The 16,596-nt window shown below is 38.1% G+C and carries 14 protein-coding genes; 12 read left to right on the plus strand and 2 right to left on the minus strand.

Features of this window, described 5'->3' with window-relative positions; genetic code table 11:
- Window positions 1-7: 7 nt before the first annotated feature.
- The 4 genes from ACJVDH_RS21090 to ACJVDH_RS21105 are packed head-to-tail and all read left to right on the plus strand — an operon-like array spanning window position 8 to window position 6,261.
- On the plus strand, window positions 8-1,999 hold the full coding sequence (locus ACJVDH_RS21090; RefSeq protein ID WP_443945379.1) for a cellulose biosynthesis cyclic di-GMP-binding regulatory protein BcsB: 1,992 nt from the start codon (window positions 8-10) through the stop codon (window positions 1,997-1,999).
- Between the two features lie 4 nt (window positions 2,000-2,003).
- Window positions 2,004-2,834 carry a hypothetical protein gene (locus ACJVDH_RS21095; protein WP_443945380.1) on the plus strand — a complete coding sequence of 277 codons (831 nt, stop codon included), beginning with the start codon at window positions 2,004-2,006 and terminating at the stop codon, window positions 2,832-2,834.
- Window positions 2,834-4,693, plus strand: a complete 1,860-nt coding sequence (locus ACJVDH_RS21100; RefSeq protein ID WP_443945381.1) for a glycosyltransferase family 2 protein — start codon at window positions 2,834-2,836, stop codon at window positions 4,691-4,693. The genes ACJVDH_RS21095 and ACJVDH_RS21100 overlap by 1 nt, the downstream gene beginning before the upstream one ends.
- On the plus strand, window positions 4,690-6,261 hold the full coding sequence (locus ACJVDH_RS21105; protein ID WP_443945382.1) for a hypothetical protein: 1,572 nt from the start codon (window positions 4,690-4,692) through the stop codon (window positions 6,259-6,261). The genes ACJVDH_RS21100 and ACJVDH_RS21105 overlap by 4 nt, the downstream gene beginning before the upstream one ends.
- A 33-nt stretch (window positions 6,262-6,294) precedes the next feature.
- Here ACJVDH_RS21105 and ACJVDH_RS21110 read toward each other — a convergent pair whose 3' ends face one another.
- Complete coding sequence (locus ACJVDH_RS21110; RefSeq protein ID WP_443945383.1) at window positions 6,295-6,639, minus strand: hypothetical protein; 345 nt, start codon at window positions 6,637-6,639, stop codon at window positions 6,295-6,297.
- Between the two features lie 115 nt (window positions 6,640-6,754).
- On the opposite strand from ACJVDH_RS21110, the gene ACJVDH_RS21115 reads away from it, so the two are divergent.
- The 5 genes from ACJVDH_RS21115 (at window position 6,755) to ACJVDH_RS21135 (ending at window position 11,735) form a co-directional block, all read left to right on the plus strand.
- On the plus strand, window positions 6,755-7,288 hold the full coding sequence (locus ACJVDH_RS21115) for a superoxide dismutase family protein (RefSeq protein ID WP_443945384.1): 534 nt from the start codon (window positions 6,755-6,757) through the stop codon (window positions 7,286-7,288).
- Between the two features lie 97 nt (window positions 7,289-7,385).
- A complete protein-coding gene (locus ACJVDH_RS21120) occupies window positions 7,386-7,913 on the plus strand; it encodes a biopolymer transporter ExbD (protein WP_443945385.1) in 528 nt (175 codons plus the stop codon).
- A gap of 283 nt (window positions 7,914-8,196) precedes the next feature.
- Window positions 8,197-8,403 carry a hypothetical protein gene (locus ACJVDH_RS21125; RefSeq protein ID WP_443945386.1) on the plus strand — a complete coding sequence of 69 codons (207 nt, stop codon included), beginning with the start codon at window positions 8,197-8,199 and terminating at the stop codon, window positions 8,401-8,403.
- A gap of 55 nt (window positions 8,404-8,458) precedes the next feature.
- Complete coding sequence (locus tag ACJVDH_RS21130; protein ID WP_443945387.1) at window positions 8,459-9,619, plus strand: HlyD family secretion protein; 1,161 nt, start codon at window positions 8,459-8,461, stop codon at window positions 9,617-9,619.
- A 4-nt stretch (window positions 9,620-9,623) separates the two neighbouring features.
- Entirely contained in the window at window positions 9,624-11,735 is a 2,112-nt protein-coding gene (locus tag ACJVDH_RS21135; protein WP_443945388.1) for a peptidase domain-containing ABC transporter, read from the plus strand.
- A gap of 71 nt (window positions 11,736-11,806) precedes the next feature.
- On the opposite strand, the gene metK is transcribed toward ACJVDH_RS21135, so the two are convergent.
- Complete coding sequence (metK, locus tag ACJVDH_RS21140) at window positions 11,807-13,057, minus strand: methionine adenosyltransferase (RefSeq protein ID WP_443945389.1); 1,251 nt, start codon at window positions 13,055-13,057, stop codon at window positions 11,807-11,809.
- Window positions 13,058-13,280: 223 nt separating this feature from the next.
- Here metK and ACJVDH_RS21145 point away from each other — a divergent pair, with 223 nt between their 5' ends.
- The 3 genes from ACJVDH_RS21145 (at window position 13,281) to pckA (ending at window position 16,333) form a co-directional block, all read left to right on the plus strand.
- A complete protein-coding gene (locus ACJVDH_RS21145; protein ID WP_443945390.1) occupies window positions 13,281-14,162 on the plus strand; it encodes a diacylglycerol/lipid kinase family protein in 882 nt (293 codons plus the stop codon).
- 12 nt (window positions 14,163-14,174) lie between these two features.
- Complete coding sequence (locus ACJVDH_RS21150) at window positions 14,175-14,522, plus strand: translation initiation factor (RefSeq protein ID WP_443945391.1); 348 nt, start codon at window positions 14,175-14,177, stop codon at window positions 14,520-14,522.
- Window positions 14,523-14,770: 248 nt separating this feature from the next.
- On the plus strand, window positions 14,771-16,333 hold the full coding sequence (gene pckA, locus ACJVDH_RS21155) for a phosphoenolpyruvate carboxykinase (ATP) (protein WP_443945392.1): 1,563 nt from the start codon (window positions 14,771-14,773) through the stop codon (window positions 16,331-16,333).
- The last annotated feature ends 263 nt before the right edge of the window (window positions 16,334-16,596 follow it).

Here is a 16,596-nt window from a genome sequence, read left to right on the forward strand (position 1 = left end):
TCAGTTCATGAAAAAAATTCTATCCTTATTTCTATTTCTGTTTCTTTACAGCGTAGCTTTTTCACAAGAATCATTCAAATCCTATGGTTTCGGTACGCAAATTATACAAGGGCTGGAAGGGCAGTATACGTATTACATCCGGCTGTTGCCCAGTCAGCAGGTAAATGGTTCGGCAATTGTGCTTAATGTAGAAGCGCCAAAGGCACTTAATACGCAAAAATCATTTATTCATATTTTGGTAAATGATGTGCCAAACTACAGCGGGCATTTCCAAACGGATTCTATAAATAAAATTTTGCTACGTCTGAGCACAGACGAAACACAAAAATCAGATTTTCTAAAAGTTACGGTCAGAAGTCAGCTTTTTATTGGTGATGATGTTTGCCAGGATGAAAACAATCCGGCACTTTGGTTGCGTGTGTTGCCTTCATCATCCATTATATGGAATGCCAACAAAACGTATAATGCCTCGTCCGTTCATCTTTCCAATGCCCTGTTTTCTAAAAAAGCAATCGTTTATCCGAATAACATTACAGCGGGTGAGTTGCAGGCTGTAGCTTTGGTGTATGCACGGTTAAAGAAATATGGAATAGAGGAAATTAAACTTTACCCGATGAACCTGGCGCCGGATTCTTTGAAAGATTATATCTTCATCGCTTTGCGAAACAAACTGCCCAGAAATTTAAGTCACCTGGTAAATCGGAAATTGGCCAAAGGCGATGGTTTACTATTCTTGCACAAATCTAACGAGATCGAAAAAAAGGGCTTTAAACAAATTTTATTCCTTACGGCAGATGATGTTGCCGGAATTTCAAAAGCGCTGAATGCTGTACTTACGCCGGGTTTACTTTCGGCTACTTTTCAGGATGAGCTCATAATTAAAAAAGCATATTATAAAAAGCTGCAAAAAGGCAATAGAATTTATCTTTCTGATTTGGAAGATGGGAACAATATTATGAATGGCAGCGGAACGTTAAGCCATACCTATAATTTTAAAACATCGGCGCTTAGCAAATTGCCGGCAGACTTAAATCTTCAGTTTCAGGTAAAATACACTGGAATTTCAAAAAACGACCGTGGATATTTTAACATTTACCTGAATGGAATTTTGCTAAACAGCCGGCAACTTAATGAAGCAGGCGCCTTGTTGGTAAATACTACAGCGAACCGTTATCAACTAAAGAAGTTTAACACGCTAAAAACCGAATTTGTATTTTATCCGGTAAATGGTGTTTGCTCTGGTAATTTCAGGCACTTTATAGGACAGGTTGATGCGCACGATTCATACGTAGAAGTTGCCGATGCACTCGAAGAAAAACAGTTGAGCTTTTACAGTTATCCGGATATTTTTCAGCAAAATACGGCAATATTGGTTGGTAAAAATGCGCTTTCCAAATCTGTTAAAGCGATATCTGATTTGGTTAGTCAGCTAAACGATCATTACAGCAATGAGGTGGTTTATCGCCCGGCAATTGATTTTACCAACCATGCAGACAAATATCAAAATCAAAATCTGATTTTAATTACTAAGCGAAAGGATGCTTTATTGGCAGGATTTAAAAACATGCCTTTGCATTATAAAAGTGATTTCACCATTTTTGATGACAACCACAACAATCCGATTTATACTCTTTCTACGCAGGATGCTTCTGTAATTACCCAGATTTTTAGAGATGAGAATCATCCGGCGGTTTTATCAGTAACCTTGCCAGAGCAAAATGAAGCAGCAAACGCACTCGAAAGAACTGTTTTTGATCTGGGCGAGCAATTGAGCTTGATTTCTGGCAATACGCTGGTTAATAACCAAACCAATCATTTGATGTTTAATCTGGAACGCAATAGTAATAATGTTGTGTATGAGATTTCTGGCAACAACCAATGGATTGCTTTATGGGCAAAATACAAATTACTGATACTCGCCGGCACTTTGGTTCTAATTTTTATGGCATATTTATATGTGCGCGCCAAGGTTAAACAATCGCAAAAAATTATCAATTAAAAATATGCATTTACATAAACGTTTGTGTGCCTTTGGCATTTGTCTGCTTTTTACCGTTGGCCAGGCTTGGTCAAGTGGTTTTCCAATGCGGAAGGGGAAAATCTTACTTGCTCCATATTTAAGTTATTTTACTGCAAATGGTTATCGGGATTTATCTGGCCAGAAATTCAGTTATGGCAACAATGGAAAATATACTTCGGTAACTGCACAGCTTTATCTGGAGTATGGTTTAACAGATCGGTTGGATCTTGTAGCCAAACTGCCTTTAAGTGCAGCGCGCTATCGAGACGATTTCCAGAACAACAGCAATACTTCTTTAACTGATCTGGAATTGGGATTGAAATACAATTTCGCACAATTTAATCAGGATAAATACTATTTTTCAGGTCAGGCATTGGCCAATATTCCCATGTACAGCAATAGTAAAATGCCTTTTGCCGGATATGGACAATTCGGAACAGAACTTAAGCTGATGCTGAGTGGAAGCCCTTCAGATAAATCTTATTTTAATGTAGAAAGTGGCTATCGCCAATATTTTGGGAATAAAGCTGGCGATGTTGGTCAGATTACATATTTGGCTACTTCTGGCTTTTATCTGGGCAAAAACAATCAGATTACCGGAGAATTTAGCGGCGTAAGTTCATTTAAATCCGCGCAGTTTAATCCAACAAATCTGGCATACAATACACAATTTACTTTTGTTAAAGCGAGTTTAGGGTTGGGGCAAAGAGTAGTAAAAGACAGTTGGGTTTTCGCCGGGCTTTTTCACGATGTGTTTAACCGCAATTCCGGAATTGGAGAAGGTGTAAGTTTAACAGGGATTATCCGGTTTTAATGGTGAAAAAAGATCGATTTCTGTTAAGTGAAGTATTGGTTGAACGTGCATTAATTACGCGCGGTCAAAGTACGGACATTACTGCATTTGCCAGTGCCAACAATTTATCATTTGTAAAAATGGCACTTAACTTTGGTTACGTAAGCCGAAAAGCCTATCAGAAATGTTTAGAACAGGAAGGATATGTTTTTGCAGATATCCGTAACGAAAAAATTGATCCGGAGGTTGTTGCAGCTGTAGAACTCATGCAGGTAGATAAGAATCTGATTTTGCCGTTGCATTTAGAATCTGGTGTGCTTACGGTTGCAGTTGCCGATCCGACTTTTAGCGATGTTTTGCCGCAACTGGCACAGAAGTTTAATGCCGAATTGCAGGTTTTAGTTGCGTCTGATTTGGATATTCTTTGGCTGGCACATAAATTTCTTGGCGAGAAATACGTAAAATCTGCTGTTTTTGATTTGCTTAACCGCGATCCGGATAGTTCTGCGCTGGTCACTTTTACGTCTAAACAACTCGTCGTTATTTTTATTTCACTGGCCTTAATTACCACGGCACTTTTTTTAAGTTTTATAGATACAACCATTATTATCAATATTGTGGTGAGTACCTTTTTCCTGGTCGCAATTGTGTTCAAACTGTTTCTGGCCTTAACGGGATCAAAATTTGAATTGTTTCAGGTGGTGAGTAAGAAGGAAGTTAAAGCATTGAAAAACGATGATTTGCCCGTTTTTACCATTCATCTTCCGGTATATAAAGAAGATAAACTGATCCGTAAACTGATCTGGAATTTGCAATCATTGGATTATCCACGCGAGAAATTGGATATTAAATTGCTGATAGAGGAAGACGATGATAAAACACTCAATGCCGTTCGTGATCTGGATTTCCCTGCGATTTTTGAGGTTGTTGTTGTTCCGTTTCATATGCCAAAAACCAAACCCAAAGCGTGCAATTATGGCCTGCATTTCTCTCGTGGTAAGTATTTAACCATTTATGATGCAGAAGATATTCCCGATCAGGATCAGCTGAAAAAAGTTGTACGTTTATTTGAAAAGCTACCCCCACATTTTATCTGTATACAATGTGCGCTCAATTATTTTAATCGGAATGAAAATATCCTGACCAGAATGTTTACGCTTGAGTATTCTTACTGGTTTGATTATATGTTGCCAGGTTTAGATACATTGAATATCCCCATCCCGTTAGGCGGAACAAGTAATCATTTTAAGTTAGAAAATTTAAGAGAACTTGGGGGCTGGGATCCATTTAATGTAACCGAAGATGCAGATTTGGGTATCCGCGCATTTGCAAAAGGCTATAAAGTTGCGCTGGTAAATTCTACCACATATGAAGAAGCGAACAATGAACCTTTCAACTGGATCAGGCAGCGTTCGCGCTGGATAAAAGGTTACATGCAAACCTATCTGGTGCACATGCGCAATCCGAAAAAGCTAATTGATAAAATTGGATGGCGTGGCTTTTTAGGCTTTAATTTCTTTATTGGCGCCACACCACTTACATTTTTGGTTTATCCGCTATTGTTGTTGCTGTTTATATCTTATCTCGTTTTTGATTTGAAAAACATGCGCACCATTTTTCCGGATTGGGTATTGTACATTTCTATTTTTAATCTGGTGATTGGTAATGTATTGATGATTTATGTAAATATGCTGGCGGTATTTAAAAGGCGCTATTACGAGTTAATTCTATTTTCGTTATTTAACCCGCTGTATTGGCTTTTGCATTCCATTTCGGCCTATAAAGGACTGTGGCAATTAATTACCAAACCCTTTTATTGGGAAAAAACCAATCATGGTTTAAGTAAAGTTTCTACACATCAAAAAAACGGAATAGGATGAAAATAAGCCTGACAAAAAACACCGTTTATACAACAGCTGTATTGCTTTTTGCTTACTACCTTTTTGTGGCCTACCAGATTTTCAAAAATGGAACTTTTAGCAACGAAGGTTTGTTTTATGCAGAAAAAGCAGCACTTCTGGCAAATAAAGATTTAGATAAACTCAAACTGGTAGGTTTGGTTTTTCCGCAAATCCCGTTTATCTGCACCTGGCTTTTTTCTATATTCAATCAGGTATTTGCTCCATTTGCTGCATCTGCTGCGGGTACAGCTATTCTATTTTATGTAGTAGTTAGCTCTATCGGAAATCATCCCTCCAGAAATTGGTTATTCCTGGGTATTTTGCTCACGTTTGTTTTTCATCCGGGCTTTTTATTTGTTGCCGTTTCCGGCAAAAGCATTTACATGATGCTGATTTTCTTTTACCTGTTTATATCTAGTTTTTTCAGGTATTTTAAATCCAATACTTCTTACCACATTTCGCTGGCCAGTATTTATTTTACATTACTGATTTTTTGTAAGTTTAAGTTTATCTGGCTGGTGCTTTTTATCCTGCCGGTAATTTTTGTTTCGGCTTTGCAATCTATGCAGATTGGGCAATATTTCTTTCTTGATCGTATAGCATTTGCATTAAATTCTGTCTCCATCCGCCGGAAGTTGGTCAATAAAACCATCGCCGTTTATCTGGTGATTTTTGCTCTGCCTTTAACCACACTCTTTATTTATAAAATTCTGAATCAGATGTATACCGGCGATGGAAATTTTTTTCTGGATAGCCCGTATGCAAATTTCTCCGCAATTGTAAATCAGACCGAAAATTTTGAGGGCTTTCTGAAAAACAGATTAAATGTTTTTCTGCCCGAGGTGAATTTTTTAACCAGCGTACGCGTAATGGTTTATGCACCTTTGCTGTTGTTTTGTTTAGCCATATTTAAAAGCACATTGCGCAATATGTTTATTGTGCTTTCGCTGTTTTTCTTTGTAGAATTTCTGAAGATAAAATACGCGGGTGTATACATTCCGATAGAATATTATATTGCTTTTATTTGTCTCTCCTGGGCAATCATATTAAATTCTAGTCAAACACGCACAATACGCTATACGGAGCAGTTTTATATCGCCATTATTTGTGTGCAGATGAGTACAGGTTATTTGATGATGGCCGGTTCGCATATTCCTGAAGAACGAAAATATGCAGCATCGATGAAGAATTTTATGTTGCAAAATAAAACAGAACATCAGAATGGAGAAACACGAATTGCGAACTATGTTAAAAAGCTTCCATACAATGTTTCAATACTAGCGGATGATGCAACTGCGTATCGGATTATTGCATTATCGGCACCTGCCAAACGCTTTCTGGTGCCTGCACAGAACCGTTTCCTTTCTGCATTTGAACAGCCGGAAACATATGTTCAATATATCCTCATCAATAAAAGAGAAAGTGTACTCAGCAATTTTAGTTTGCTTTCGCAAAATATGTTACTCAAGCTTGATCAAAAACAAGTTGACTACAAAACCTGTATAGAAGATCAGAACTGGATGTTGCTTCAGCTGGTTAGAAAATAAAAAAGGAAGAGTTCATCGCTCTTCCTTTTTTCGTTAACAGAATAATTCCTGTTCATCCCGATCGGCTGTCGGTATTTTTTTGAGAAAATCATCGAAAGATGACCCAATATTGTCAGAATAAATTCCGTAAGCATCCAAAATGTAACCCAGGTTTTTATCCTGATCTTCTACCAGATAAAGAACCGAATTGTCTGCAGGGTCAGAATCGCCCTCAAAACGGTATGTCTTAACAATGGTCAAATCTTCGGGTTTATATATTTTTCCGGTTTGACTTTGCATCTTGCCATGATCCGTGATTTTAAGCTCGTTATCTTTTCCTTTAAGCCTTAATTTCTCCAAAATCTGGCTCAAAGTGTTCATTGCTGTTTGATGTTCCATAGTAATATGATTTGATACTTGCAGAACACCTGGCAGATGCAAAAGGTTTTCAATTGCCAGCTATATCTAAAACCAAATGAGCAACAAGATGTTAATCTGTAAACTAAATTTAATAATGATGAAAAAATCTCTTCTCACACTAGCTGTTGCGGGTTTGGCTTTACTTACGGCCTGCACCAAAACAGAAAAAGAAATTGCAAGTGCCACATTGGCCGAAACAGCGGATCAGTCTAAAACAATTGGTACTGCAAAATTTTACCAATTGGGCGATGGTAAGATAAAAATGGATATAGAAATGAATTATGTTGCCCGCGCAGATAGTAATGTTGCAGTCCACTTTCACGAGCATGGAGATTGCGGTAATATGGGCGAAAATACACACGGCCATTGGAATCCAACAAAAGAAGACCACGGGAAATGGGGTTCTGAGCATTACCATAGCGGCGATATCGGAAACATTATGTTAGATGCAAAAGGACATGGAACGGTATCCGTTACTACCGACCGGTGGAGCATAACCGAAGGCGATATTAAAAACATTATTGGCCGAGGCATTATTGTGCATGGCGGAACTGATGATTATAAAACTCAACCTACCGGAAATTCTGGTCCGCGTGTAGGTTGCGGAGTCATAGAAGCCGTAAAATAACAACGGTGCAGCGTTTAAGAAAAAGGTGATTATTATTGATCACCTTTTTTTATGCAATATGTGTTGGTTTGTCATCATTCTAAAAAACCTAAAACGTATGGCAACTTTAAACGAATCTTCAAACAGCAAGGCTGTAAAAGGAAGAAGCAAAAAACCGGTACCACGTGTAGATTTAACCGCGATGGTAGACCTGATGTTTTTGCTCACCACATTTTTCATGTTGACCACAACACTAAGTCAGCTTAATGCTGCAGATGTGGTAAAGCCCGATAAAAGCGATGATACAGTAACGGCCGATTATCCTGCATCCAGAACGATGACCATTCTATTGGCAAAAAACAGCAATGTTGTCTATTACATGGGCACCAGCAAAAATGCAAAAATGGCCGTTACAACTGTGGCCAATATTCAGCAAGAAATATTGGTTAATATGCAGGCCGTTCATTCTGCAAATGCCAAGGCAAAACATCTGCTTGTGATTTTGAAACCCACTAAAACCGCCAGGTTTAAAGATTTTGTAGATCTGATTGATGAAATGAAAATTGCAGATGTAAAATCTTACGCCATTGATGATGACCATCAAACTCTGGAAGAAATTCACTTTTTGAAACAGAAGGCGCTTTAAAGGCTTAGAGTATTTGCGAATAAAAAGAATAGCGTAACACAGACATTCAATGGTTAAAATGAATGACAGTATTAAAGCATGTTCTTTTTCCTAAAACCCCGGTTTATATGTTTTAAATCGGGGTTTTTGTTTTATTAAATGCCTGTTAAGAATCATTTACATATGTTTAATACTACACAATAGCATGCAATATTACTACATTCGTATCAGTGCTTGGCCAAGCCTAGGCGTCATCCTGAAAAGCCTTTAAAGAGTAGGGAAATCAAATCACAAAAATCCTATTATGAAAAGATTAGAATTAAACAAGCTGGGCGTACAAGAAATGAACACAACTGAAATGTCTCAAGTTGAAGGTGGTGGTATTGTTAACGATACATTAACTCAACTTTTGGCTTCATTAAGCGGAACTTTAAACGCTGTTGGCGCAGACACTTCTTCATTCCTAAACAAAACTGTAACCAACGTTTTGAAATTGGTTTGGAGCTTATAAGCATCATTATTTTAACCGTTATCCGCAAGGGTAACGGTTTTTTAATAATATCTCTATGCCTTTAACCACATACTCAACAAACAAACTTTCTAATACTGCATTGGTTTACCGTTTCAAAATCAGTAAATCCAGTCAGGCTATTTATTCTACTACTGTGATCATTGTGCTGATTACATTAGCGGTGTTGCCGTTTATTAAAATCCCGATCAGCGTAAAAGGCAGCGGTATTTTACAATCTTCTATAGAAAAAACAGAATTGACTGTTCCGGTAAACGGCAGGTTGATTGTATACAAGCTAACAGACAATAAAAGACTAAAACAAGGTGATACCTTATTGGCAATTGATGCAGGTTTGCCCAAACAGCAAGATGCGTTGGTAGAAACCAGAAAAAAACAGATTATAAATTTTCTTAATGATATAGATGTGTTACTGTCTTTTAGAGCAAGTGCACAAAATTTACAAACCGGACAATATGCCGCATCATGGCAACAATATGCACAGGAATCCAAAAACGCAGGAATATCCTATCGTCAGGCAACAACAACGTTTGCACGTTACAATAAATTGTATCAGAATAAAGTGCTCACGCAATCCGAATATGAAAAATATAAATACGAGTTGGAACAAGCAGAATCTGCTTATTTAATGGTTCGTACAAAATATAAAACCCAATGGCAAACAGAGGCAAACGGATTTAGAAATGAGCTTCGCCAGCTTTCTGGTCAGCAGGCAGAGTTGGAAGAGCAAAAGAAACAATACGTTTTACGCGCACCTGTAAATGGATCTGTGCAAAATTTAGCCGGATTGCAGAATGGTGCTTACGTATTTGCCAATCAAAAAATTGGGGAAGTTTCGCCAGATGCTGGTTTAATCGCTTATTGTTACATCCAGCCGGCAGATATCGGACTGATTAAAAAAGGTCAGGAAGTACGTCTGCAAATCAATGCCTACAATTACAACCAATGGGGATTGGCTTCTGCAAAAGTGATCGATATTTCTGATGATATCATTATTTCAAACGGCAACAAACCGGTGTTTAAAGTTAAATGTGAGATAGACCAGAATTTTCTGCGCCTTAAAAATGGCTACAAAGGTTACCTGAAAAAAGGAATGGATTTTACCGCGCGCTTTAAAATTACCAAAAGAAGTTTATACCAGCTTTTATATGATAAAGTGGATGATTGGGTAAACCCGAACGTAACAGAGAAAATTTAAGGCTATGAGCATAAAAGTTAAACAACGTGACATTACCGATTGTGGTGCGGCTTGTCTGGCTTCTGTAGCAGAACATTATAAACTCGCGCTTCCTGTTGCGCGCATACGCCAGCTTGCCGGAACAGATAAAAAAGGAACCACAATTTTGGGCCTTGCAGAAGCTGCAGAAAAGCTCGGTTTTGAAGCCAAAGGTGTTAAAGCGCCTTTTGAAAGTTTGTTTAAAATCCCTAAACCCGCAATTGCGCACGTTATTGTAAAAGAAATTCTTCAGCATTATGTTGTAATCTATAAAGTTGGTAAATCTGTAATCGAATTTATGGACCCGGCCGATGGGCAGATGCATCAGAAATCGCATGAAGAATTTAAAAAGGAGTGGAGCGGAACATTGTTGTTGCTGTTGCCTGCCGAAGATTTTAAAGCGGGAACTGAAAAAGAAACCATCAAAGGACGATTTTGGAACCTCATTAAAGCACACCGGCCGGTTTTAACACAAGTGCTTTTTGGGGCAATTGTTTATACGATTCTAGGTTTATCAACCTCAATCTTTGTGCAGAAAATTGTCGATTTCGTATTGGTAGACAGCAATAAAAACCTGCTTAATTTAATGGGCGTAGCTATGGTTGTGATTCTGCTGGTTCAGCTTTTTATCGGCCTAGCCAAAACAATATTTACCTTAAAAACCGGCCAATTAATTGATGCCAGATTAATTTTGGGTTACTACAAGCATTTGCTTAGACTGCCACAACAATTTTTTGATACAATGCGTGTAGGCGAAATCATCTCCCGGATTAACGACGCAGTCAAAATAAGAGCTTTTTTAAACGATGTTTGTGTCAACTTTTTGGTTAACATCTTTATTGTGGTGTTTTCTTTCGCCATGATGTTTACCTATTACTGGAAACTTGCTTTGCTTACGCTTTCGGTTATTCCGCTCTATGCACTGATTTATTTCCTGACGGATAAATTGAATAAACGCACTCAGCGGATCTTGATGGAAGATTCTGCCGAGCTTGAGTCGCAACTGGTAGAAAGCCTGAATGCCGTTGGCACGATTAAACGTTTTGGTTTAGAAGAACATGCAAATGAAAAAACAGAACATCGTTTTATTAAACTTCTTCAAACAGGTTTTAAATCAAATATTAATGCACTCGCATCTGGAACATCAAGCGAATTTATTTCGAGGTTTCTTACCATTATATTATTGTGGATCGGCGCAGGTTTTGTTTTAGATAATTCTATAACGCCGGGAGAGTTGCTTTCATTTTACACCTTGATCGGGTATTTTACAGGTCCGGCTTCTGCACTTATCGGGATGAACAAAACCGTACAGGATGCCGTAATTGCCGCCGATCGTTTGTTTGAAATTATGGATTTAGAGCGAGAAAAAGACGAAAACCAGATTGAACTTGATGCCGAAAAAATTGGTGATATTTATTTTGAAAACGTCACCTTCAGGTATGGTACCAGACTTGCGGTTTTTGAAGACCTGAATCTTGTGATTCCAAAAGGACAGTTTACGGCAATTGTTGGCGAAAGTGGTTCTGGAAAATCGACATTGATGTCTATCCTGCAAAATATTTATCCTATACAGCACGGAAATGTCCGCATCGGGAAATACGATCTTAAATACATCAGTAATGCTTCGCTCCGGAAAATCGTTTCTGTAGTGCCACAACAAATAGATTTATTTGCCGGCAATGTAATTGATAATATTGCAGTTGGCGCAGATGAGCCCGATATGCAAAAGATCATAGATATTTCTACCAAGCTTGGTTTAATCGGTTTTATAGAAGCTTTACCGAAAGGTTTTCAAACTTATCTTGGCGAAAATGGAGCAACGTTATCTGGCGGCCAGCGGCAGCGTATCGCTATTGCACGCGCATTATACCGAGATCCTGAAATTCTCATTCTGGATGAAGCCACATCATCACTTGATTCAGCATCAGAACAGCACGTGCAGAAAATGATCGCTTTGCTTAAAGAACAAAAGAAAACGGTTATTGTAATAACGCATCGATCAAGTACGCTGAATAACGCAGATAAAATTATCGTTATAGATAAGGGAAAAGTTATTGAGCAAGGGCTACATAAAGAACTCGGCTACAATCTGGCTTAAAGTATTGTAGATATAAGGGCAAATAAAAGCCCTCCGTTTTTTAAACGGAGGGCTTTTATTTTTTGACTTATTTACAAGCCGAACGCTGTTTTAACCTGATCTACATAATCTAGTTTTTCCCAGGTGAAGAGGTCAACTGTTACGGTTTTTTCTTCTCCGTTTGGTGCTCTGAAGGTTTTCTCTACAGTTTCTGGTGTACGGCCCATATGTCCATAAGCAGCAGTTTCGCTATAAATTGGATTTCTAAGTTTCAAACGTTGCTCGATAAAATACGGGCGCATATCAAAAATTGATTCTACAATTTTTGCAATTTCTCCATCGGTTTTGTTCACTTTAGAAGTGCCATAAGTATTAATGTAAATACCCATTGGTTTTGCTACACCAATTGCATAAGAAACCTGAACAAGAATTTCTTCTGCTACGCCTGCAGCCACAAGATTTTTCGCAATATGGCGGGTTGCATAAGCCGCGCTTCTATCTACTTTACTTGGGTCTTTACCAGAAAAAGCACCACCGCCATGCGCACCTTTACCGCCGTAAGTATCTACAATAATTTTTCTTCCGGTTAAGCCGGTATCGCCATGCGGACCACCAATTACAAATTTTCCGGTTGGATTAATATGGTATTGAATAGCATCATTAAACAAATGCGCATACTGTGGATTGTCTTTTATGATTCTCGGAATCAGAATTTCAATTACGTCCTGTTTGATTTTAGCCAGCATTACACTTTCTTCATCAAAATCATCATGCTGTGTAGAAATTACGATAGCATCGATACGTACAGGTTTGTTGTTGTTATCGTATTCTAAAGTCACCTGACTTTTAGCATCCGGGCGCAAATAAGTGATTTGATCATTTTCGCGTCTCAAAACAGCCAGTTCCTGCAGTAGTTTATGAGAAAGATTTAATGCTAAAGGCATATAATCTTCGGTTTCGTTTGTTGCGTATCCGAACATCATACCTTGATCGCCTGCACCTTGCTCTTCTTTATTGCTGCGGTCTACACCTTGATTAATATCTTGAGATTGCTCATGAATTGCAGATAATATACCGCAAGAGTTGGCCTCAAACATATATTCACTTTTCGTGTAACCAATTTTTTTGATAACATCGCGGGCAATTTGTTGCACATCCAGATACGTTTTAGATTTTACTTCACCTGCCAAAATCACTTGTCCTGTGGTAACAAGAGTTTCGCAAGCAACCTTCGATTCTGGATCAAAAGCAAGGAAGTTATCGATTAGCGCATCAGAAATCTGATCGGCAATTTTATCTGGGTGACCTTCAGAAACGGATTCTGACGTAAATAAATATGACATTTATTAGAAATTAGTAATAAAATAAACGATTTAAAAATGCCAAAACCCCTGAAAACAGGATTCAAATTGATTGGAGGAGGTATTAGCACTTTTTTTTAAGTGGTTGCAATCCGGTTCTTTTTAAAGGAACATAGCAAATCAATCCACTTTCTTGCGTGCAAAATTAGCATATTTTCTTTATTTCAAAAATTATAGATTATTTTGTGCCCTCATTCTTTTGGCTTTGCGGACAAAAACGAACATCTTATTTATCATCAACCCGATTTCGGGCGGAAAGGGCAAACAACGTATCCCAGACTTTATAGACAAGTATTTGGATAAAGAAAAGTTTAGCCCAAACTTTGTTTTTACGGAGTATGTTGGTCATGCCACAGAGCTGACGGACGAAGCTGCCAACAAAAACTTTGACATAATTGTGGCAGCCGGCGGCGATGGAACCATAAATGAAGTTGCAACCAAAGTGCTCCAACATGGAAAAACACTGGGCATTCTTCCACTTGGTTCCGGAAATGGTTTGGCTCGTTTTCTTAAAATTCCTAAAAATCTTCGAAAAGCACTTCAGTTGATTAATGCAACTAAAACAGACCAAATTGATAGTGCAACCTTTAATAAAAAGGCTTTTTTCAACCTGGCAGGAATGGGATTTGATGCCCATTTGAGTTCAGTTTTCTCGGAAGATAAGAAAAGAGGCCTGAGCGGATACGTCAAATTGGGATTGAAAGAGATTTTTAGTTACAAAGCGCAAAATTACCAGATTGATATTGATGGTATAACGTACAACCGGAAAGCTTTCGCTGTAACGGTTGCCAATTCATCCCAATACGGAAACGACGTATATGTGGCGCCGAATGCTTCTGTAAAAGATGGTTTACTAGACGTTTGCATTATTAAACCTTTTCCTATTCTGAAATTACCTGTTTTAAGTTATGTGATGTTGCGGGGAACTGCAGAAGCATCTGATATGATTGAAATTATTAAGGGTAAAAACATCCGTATCCAGCGCGAAAGCGACGGGGCGGTACATGTGGATGGCGAACCTTTGCAAATGCCTGCGGATATTCAAATTGAAGTAAAACCACAATCGTTACGGGTCATCGTACCTTAATTATTTTACGTTATGAAAAAGAAGAACAGTTTGAGCGACTTAGGCGGGATCATGTTTTCTACAGATCCGGATTTTAAATATGAAGAGGAAGTGGATGACACACCTTCATTGCCAAATAATCAGCAGGATTTGCGCGTAATGTTAGATAAAAAGAATCGCGGAGGCAAAGCCGTTACACTCATTACAGGTTTTAGAGGCCAACAAGAAGATTTGGAAAAACTTGGTAAGATGCTTAAAAATAAATGCGGCGTTGGTGGTTCTGTTAAAGATTGGGAAATCCTGATTCAAGGTGATGTACGCGATAAGGTGATGGCTATACTTCAAAAAGAAGGGTATATAGCAAAAAAAGCCGGGGGGTAAATTTTGTTTTGGCCGTATTCGGCAAGTAAAAAGCAATAAAAAAGCGAATTTTAATGGTATTTTATTACTGTGTTTCTTGATGGCTTAGTGTATTTATATATTTATTTAAAATATTTTTTATTGAATTAAATCACTGTAAGTCAGCTGTTTGCTTATTGTGTATTTAGTACAATATGTAAATAGTTGACTTGAAATAGGTTTAATTTTTCCTTTTTCCTGCCTACCTTTGTTGTCCTAACCCGTTAAGTATGAGCAGGAGACAACTATCCGTTCCAAATTTGAGTTATCTGAATATCAGCGATGATACGATCATAAAGTATCAGTTATCTGCTGCTGAATTAATCCAGGATGCCATAAAAAATAATGAAGGCACTCTTTCGTCTGCTGGTGCTCTGGCAATAGACACTGGAAAATTTACCGGCCGATCGCCAAAAGACAGATTTATCGTTTATGACGATATTACTGAAAATTTGGTTTGGTGGGGCGACGTCAATATTAAAATCGATCCGAAATATTTTGACCAGTTGTTCCAAAAAGTAACGGATTATTTAAGTGAAAAAACAATTTACGTACGGGATGCCCATGCTTGCGCAAATCCGGATTATGCGTTGTCCGTTCGCGTGGTAACGGAGAAAGCATTTCAAAATCTGTTTGCATTGAACCTTTTTATCCGTCCAAGCGAAGCAAGTTTGGTGGAAACTCCAGAATGGACGGTTATAGCTGCACCAGGTTTTATGGCCAACCCAGAAGTAGATGGCACCAGACAAGAGAATTTTTCGATTATTAATTTTTCGAAAAAAGTGATTCTTATAGGTGGTACGGGTTACACAGGAGAAATTAAAAAAGGCATTTTTTCGGTTTTAAATTTTGTACTGCCGGTTTATAAGAATATTCTGCCAATGCATTGTTCGGCAAATGTAGGTGCTTCTGGTGATACAGCTATATTTTTTGGCCTTTCCGGAACAGGTAAAACGACGCTTTCGGCAGATCCTGAACGTGGTTTAATCGGTGATGACGAACACGGTTGGAGCGAAGATTCAGTATTTAATTTTGAAGGCGGTTGTTATGCCAAATGCGTAGATCTTTCTGAAGAGAAAGAACCACAGATCTATAACGCGATTAAATTTGGATCCTTGCTGGAGAACATTAACTATTACCCTGGTGGCCGTGAGGTTGATTTCAGCAATATCGATAAAACAGAAAATACAAGGGTTGCTTATCCTATACATTATATAGATAACGCAGTACTTCCGTCTGTTGCTGCACAACCTTCGAATATCTTTTTCCTTACTGCAGATGCATTTGGCGTGTTGCCGCCCATTTCAAAACTAACTGTTGAACAAGCTATGTTTCATTTTATGAGTGGGTATACAGCAAAAGTTGCAGGTACAGAAGCTGGTGTGGTTGAGCCTCAACTTACCTTTTCTGCCTGTTTTGGAAAAGCATTTTTGCCACTTCACCCAGAAAAGTATGCGCAATTGCTTGGAGAGAAGATGAAGCAACAAAATGTAAATGTTTGGCTGGTTAATACAGGATGGATAGGCGGTGCCTATGGAATTGGAAAAAGAATGCGTTTGTCATACACCCGCGCAATGATTACCGCTGCAATTAAAGGAAAATTGGCGCATTCAAATTATCGTCAACACCATGTGTTTAAATTAATGATGCCATTAACTTGTCCGGATGTGCCGGATGAAATTTTAGATCCCGCAAAGAGCTGGAACAATCAGGAAGAGTACTTTTTGAAGGCTTATGAATTATCCGACGCTTTTTTTGAAAATTTTAGACAATTTGACAAGGCTACTCTTTAACAAGGTGTTAAGAACGTTAAAATTATGTTAAAACCCCTTTAAAACGCTTTTTTTGCACGAAAAATTTGCAATTCGTATTTTTTTTAGTTTTTATTGTGGAAGAATTGCCTCCGGCTGAGGCAATTTTTTTGTTATACACGCTCTTGTGTTAACCGTAAACTAAATATTAAGTAACGATTTGATTGTTTATCGATTTATTAATTTGTAATTTAAAATCAATTTATAAATTTGTTTTTCGCAACATTATCAGGTAACATTCGTTG

This window comes from Pedobacter terrestris (assembly GCF_052343045.1).
GTDB lineage: Bacteria > Bacteroidota > Bacteroidia > Sphingobacteriales > Sphingobacteriaceae > Pedobacter.

Coding starts and splice junctions, on each gene's coding strand:
- ACJVDH_RS21090 (WP_443945379.1), top strand. CDS start 8: ATGAAAAAAATTCTATCCTTATTTCTATTTCTGTTTCTTTACAGCGTA.
- ACJVDH_RS21095 (WP_443945380.1), top strand. CDS start 2,004: ATGCATTTACATAAACGTTTGTGTGCCTTTGGCATTTGTCTGCTTTTT.
- ACJVDH_RS21100 (WP_443945381.1), top strand. CDS start 2,834: ATGGTGAAAAAAGATCGATTTCTGTTAAGTGAAGTATTGGTTGAACGT.
- ACJVDH_RS21105 (WP_443945382.1), top strand. CDS start 4,690: ATGAAAATAAGCCTGACAAAAAACACCGTTTATACAACAGCTGTATTG.
- ACJVDH_RS21110 (WP_443945383.1), bottom strand. CDS start 6,639: ATGGAACATCAAACAGCAATGAACACTTTGAGCCAGATTTTGGAGAAA.
- ACJVDH_RS21115 (WP_443945384.1), top strand. CDS start 6,755: ATGATGAAAAAATCTCTTCTCACACTAGCTGTTGCGGGTTTGGCTTTA.
- ACJVDH_RS21120 (WP_443945385.1), top strand. CDS start 7,386: ATGGCAACTTTAAACGAATCTTCAAACAGCAAGGCTGTAAAAGGAAGA.
- ACJVDH_RS21125 (WP_443945386.1), top strand. CDS start 8,197: ATGAAAAGATTAGAATTAAACAAGCTGGGCGTACAAGAAATGAACACA.
- ACJVDH_RS21130 (WP_443945387.1), top strand. CDS start 8,459: ATGCCTTTAACCACATACTCAACAAACAAACTTTCTAATACTGCATTG.
- ACJVDH_RS21135 (WP_443945388.1), top strand. CDS start 9,624: ATGAGCATAAAAGTTAAACAACGTGACATTACCGATTGTGGTGCGGCT.
- metK (WP_443945389.1), bottom strand. CDS start 13,057: ATGTCATATTTATTTACGTCAGAATCCGTTTCTGAAGGTCACCCAGAT.
- ACJVDH_RS21150 (WP_443945391.1), top strand. CDS start 14,175: ATGAAAAAGAAGAACAGTTTGAGCGACTTAGGCGGGATCATGTTTTCT.
- pckA (WP_443945392.1), top strand. CDS start 14,771: ATGAGCAGGAGACAACTATCCGTTCCAAATTTGAGTTATCTGAATATC.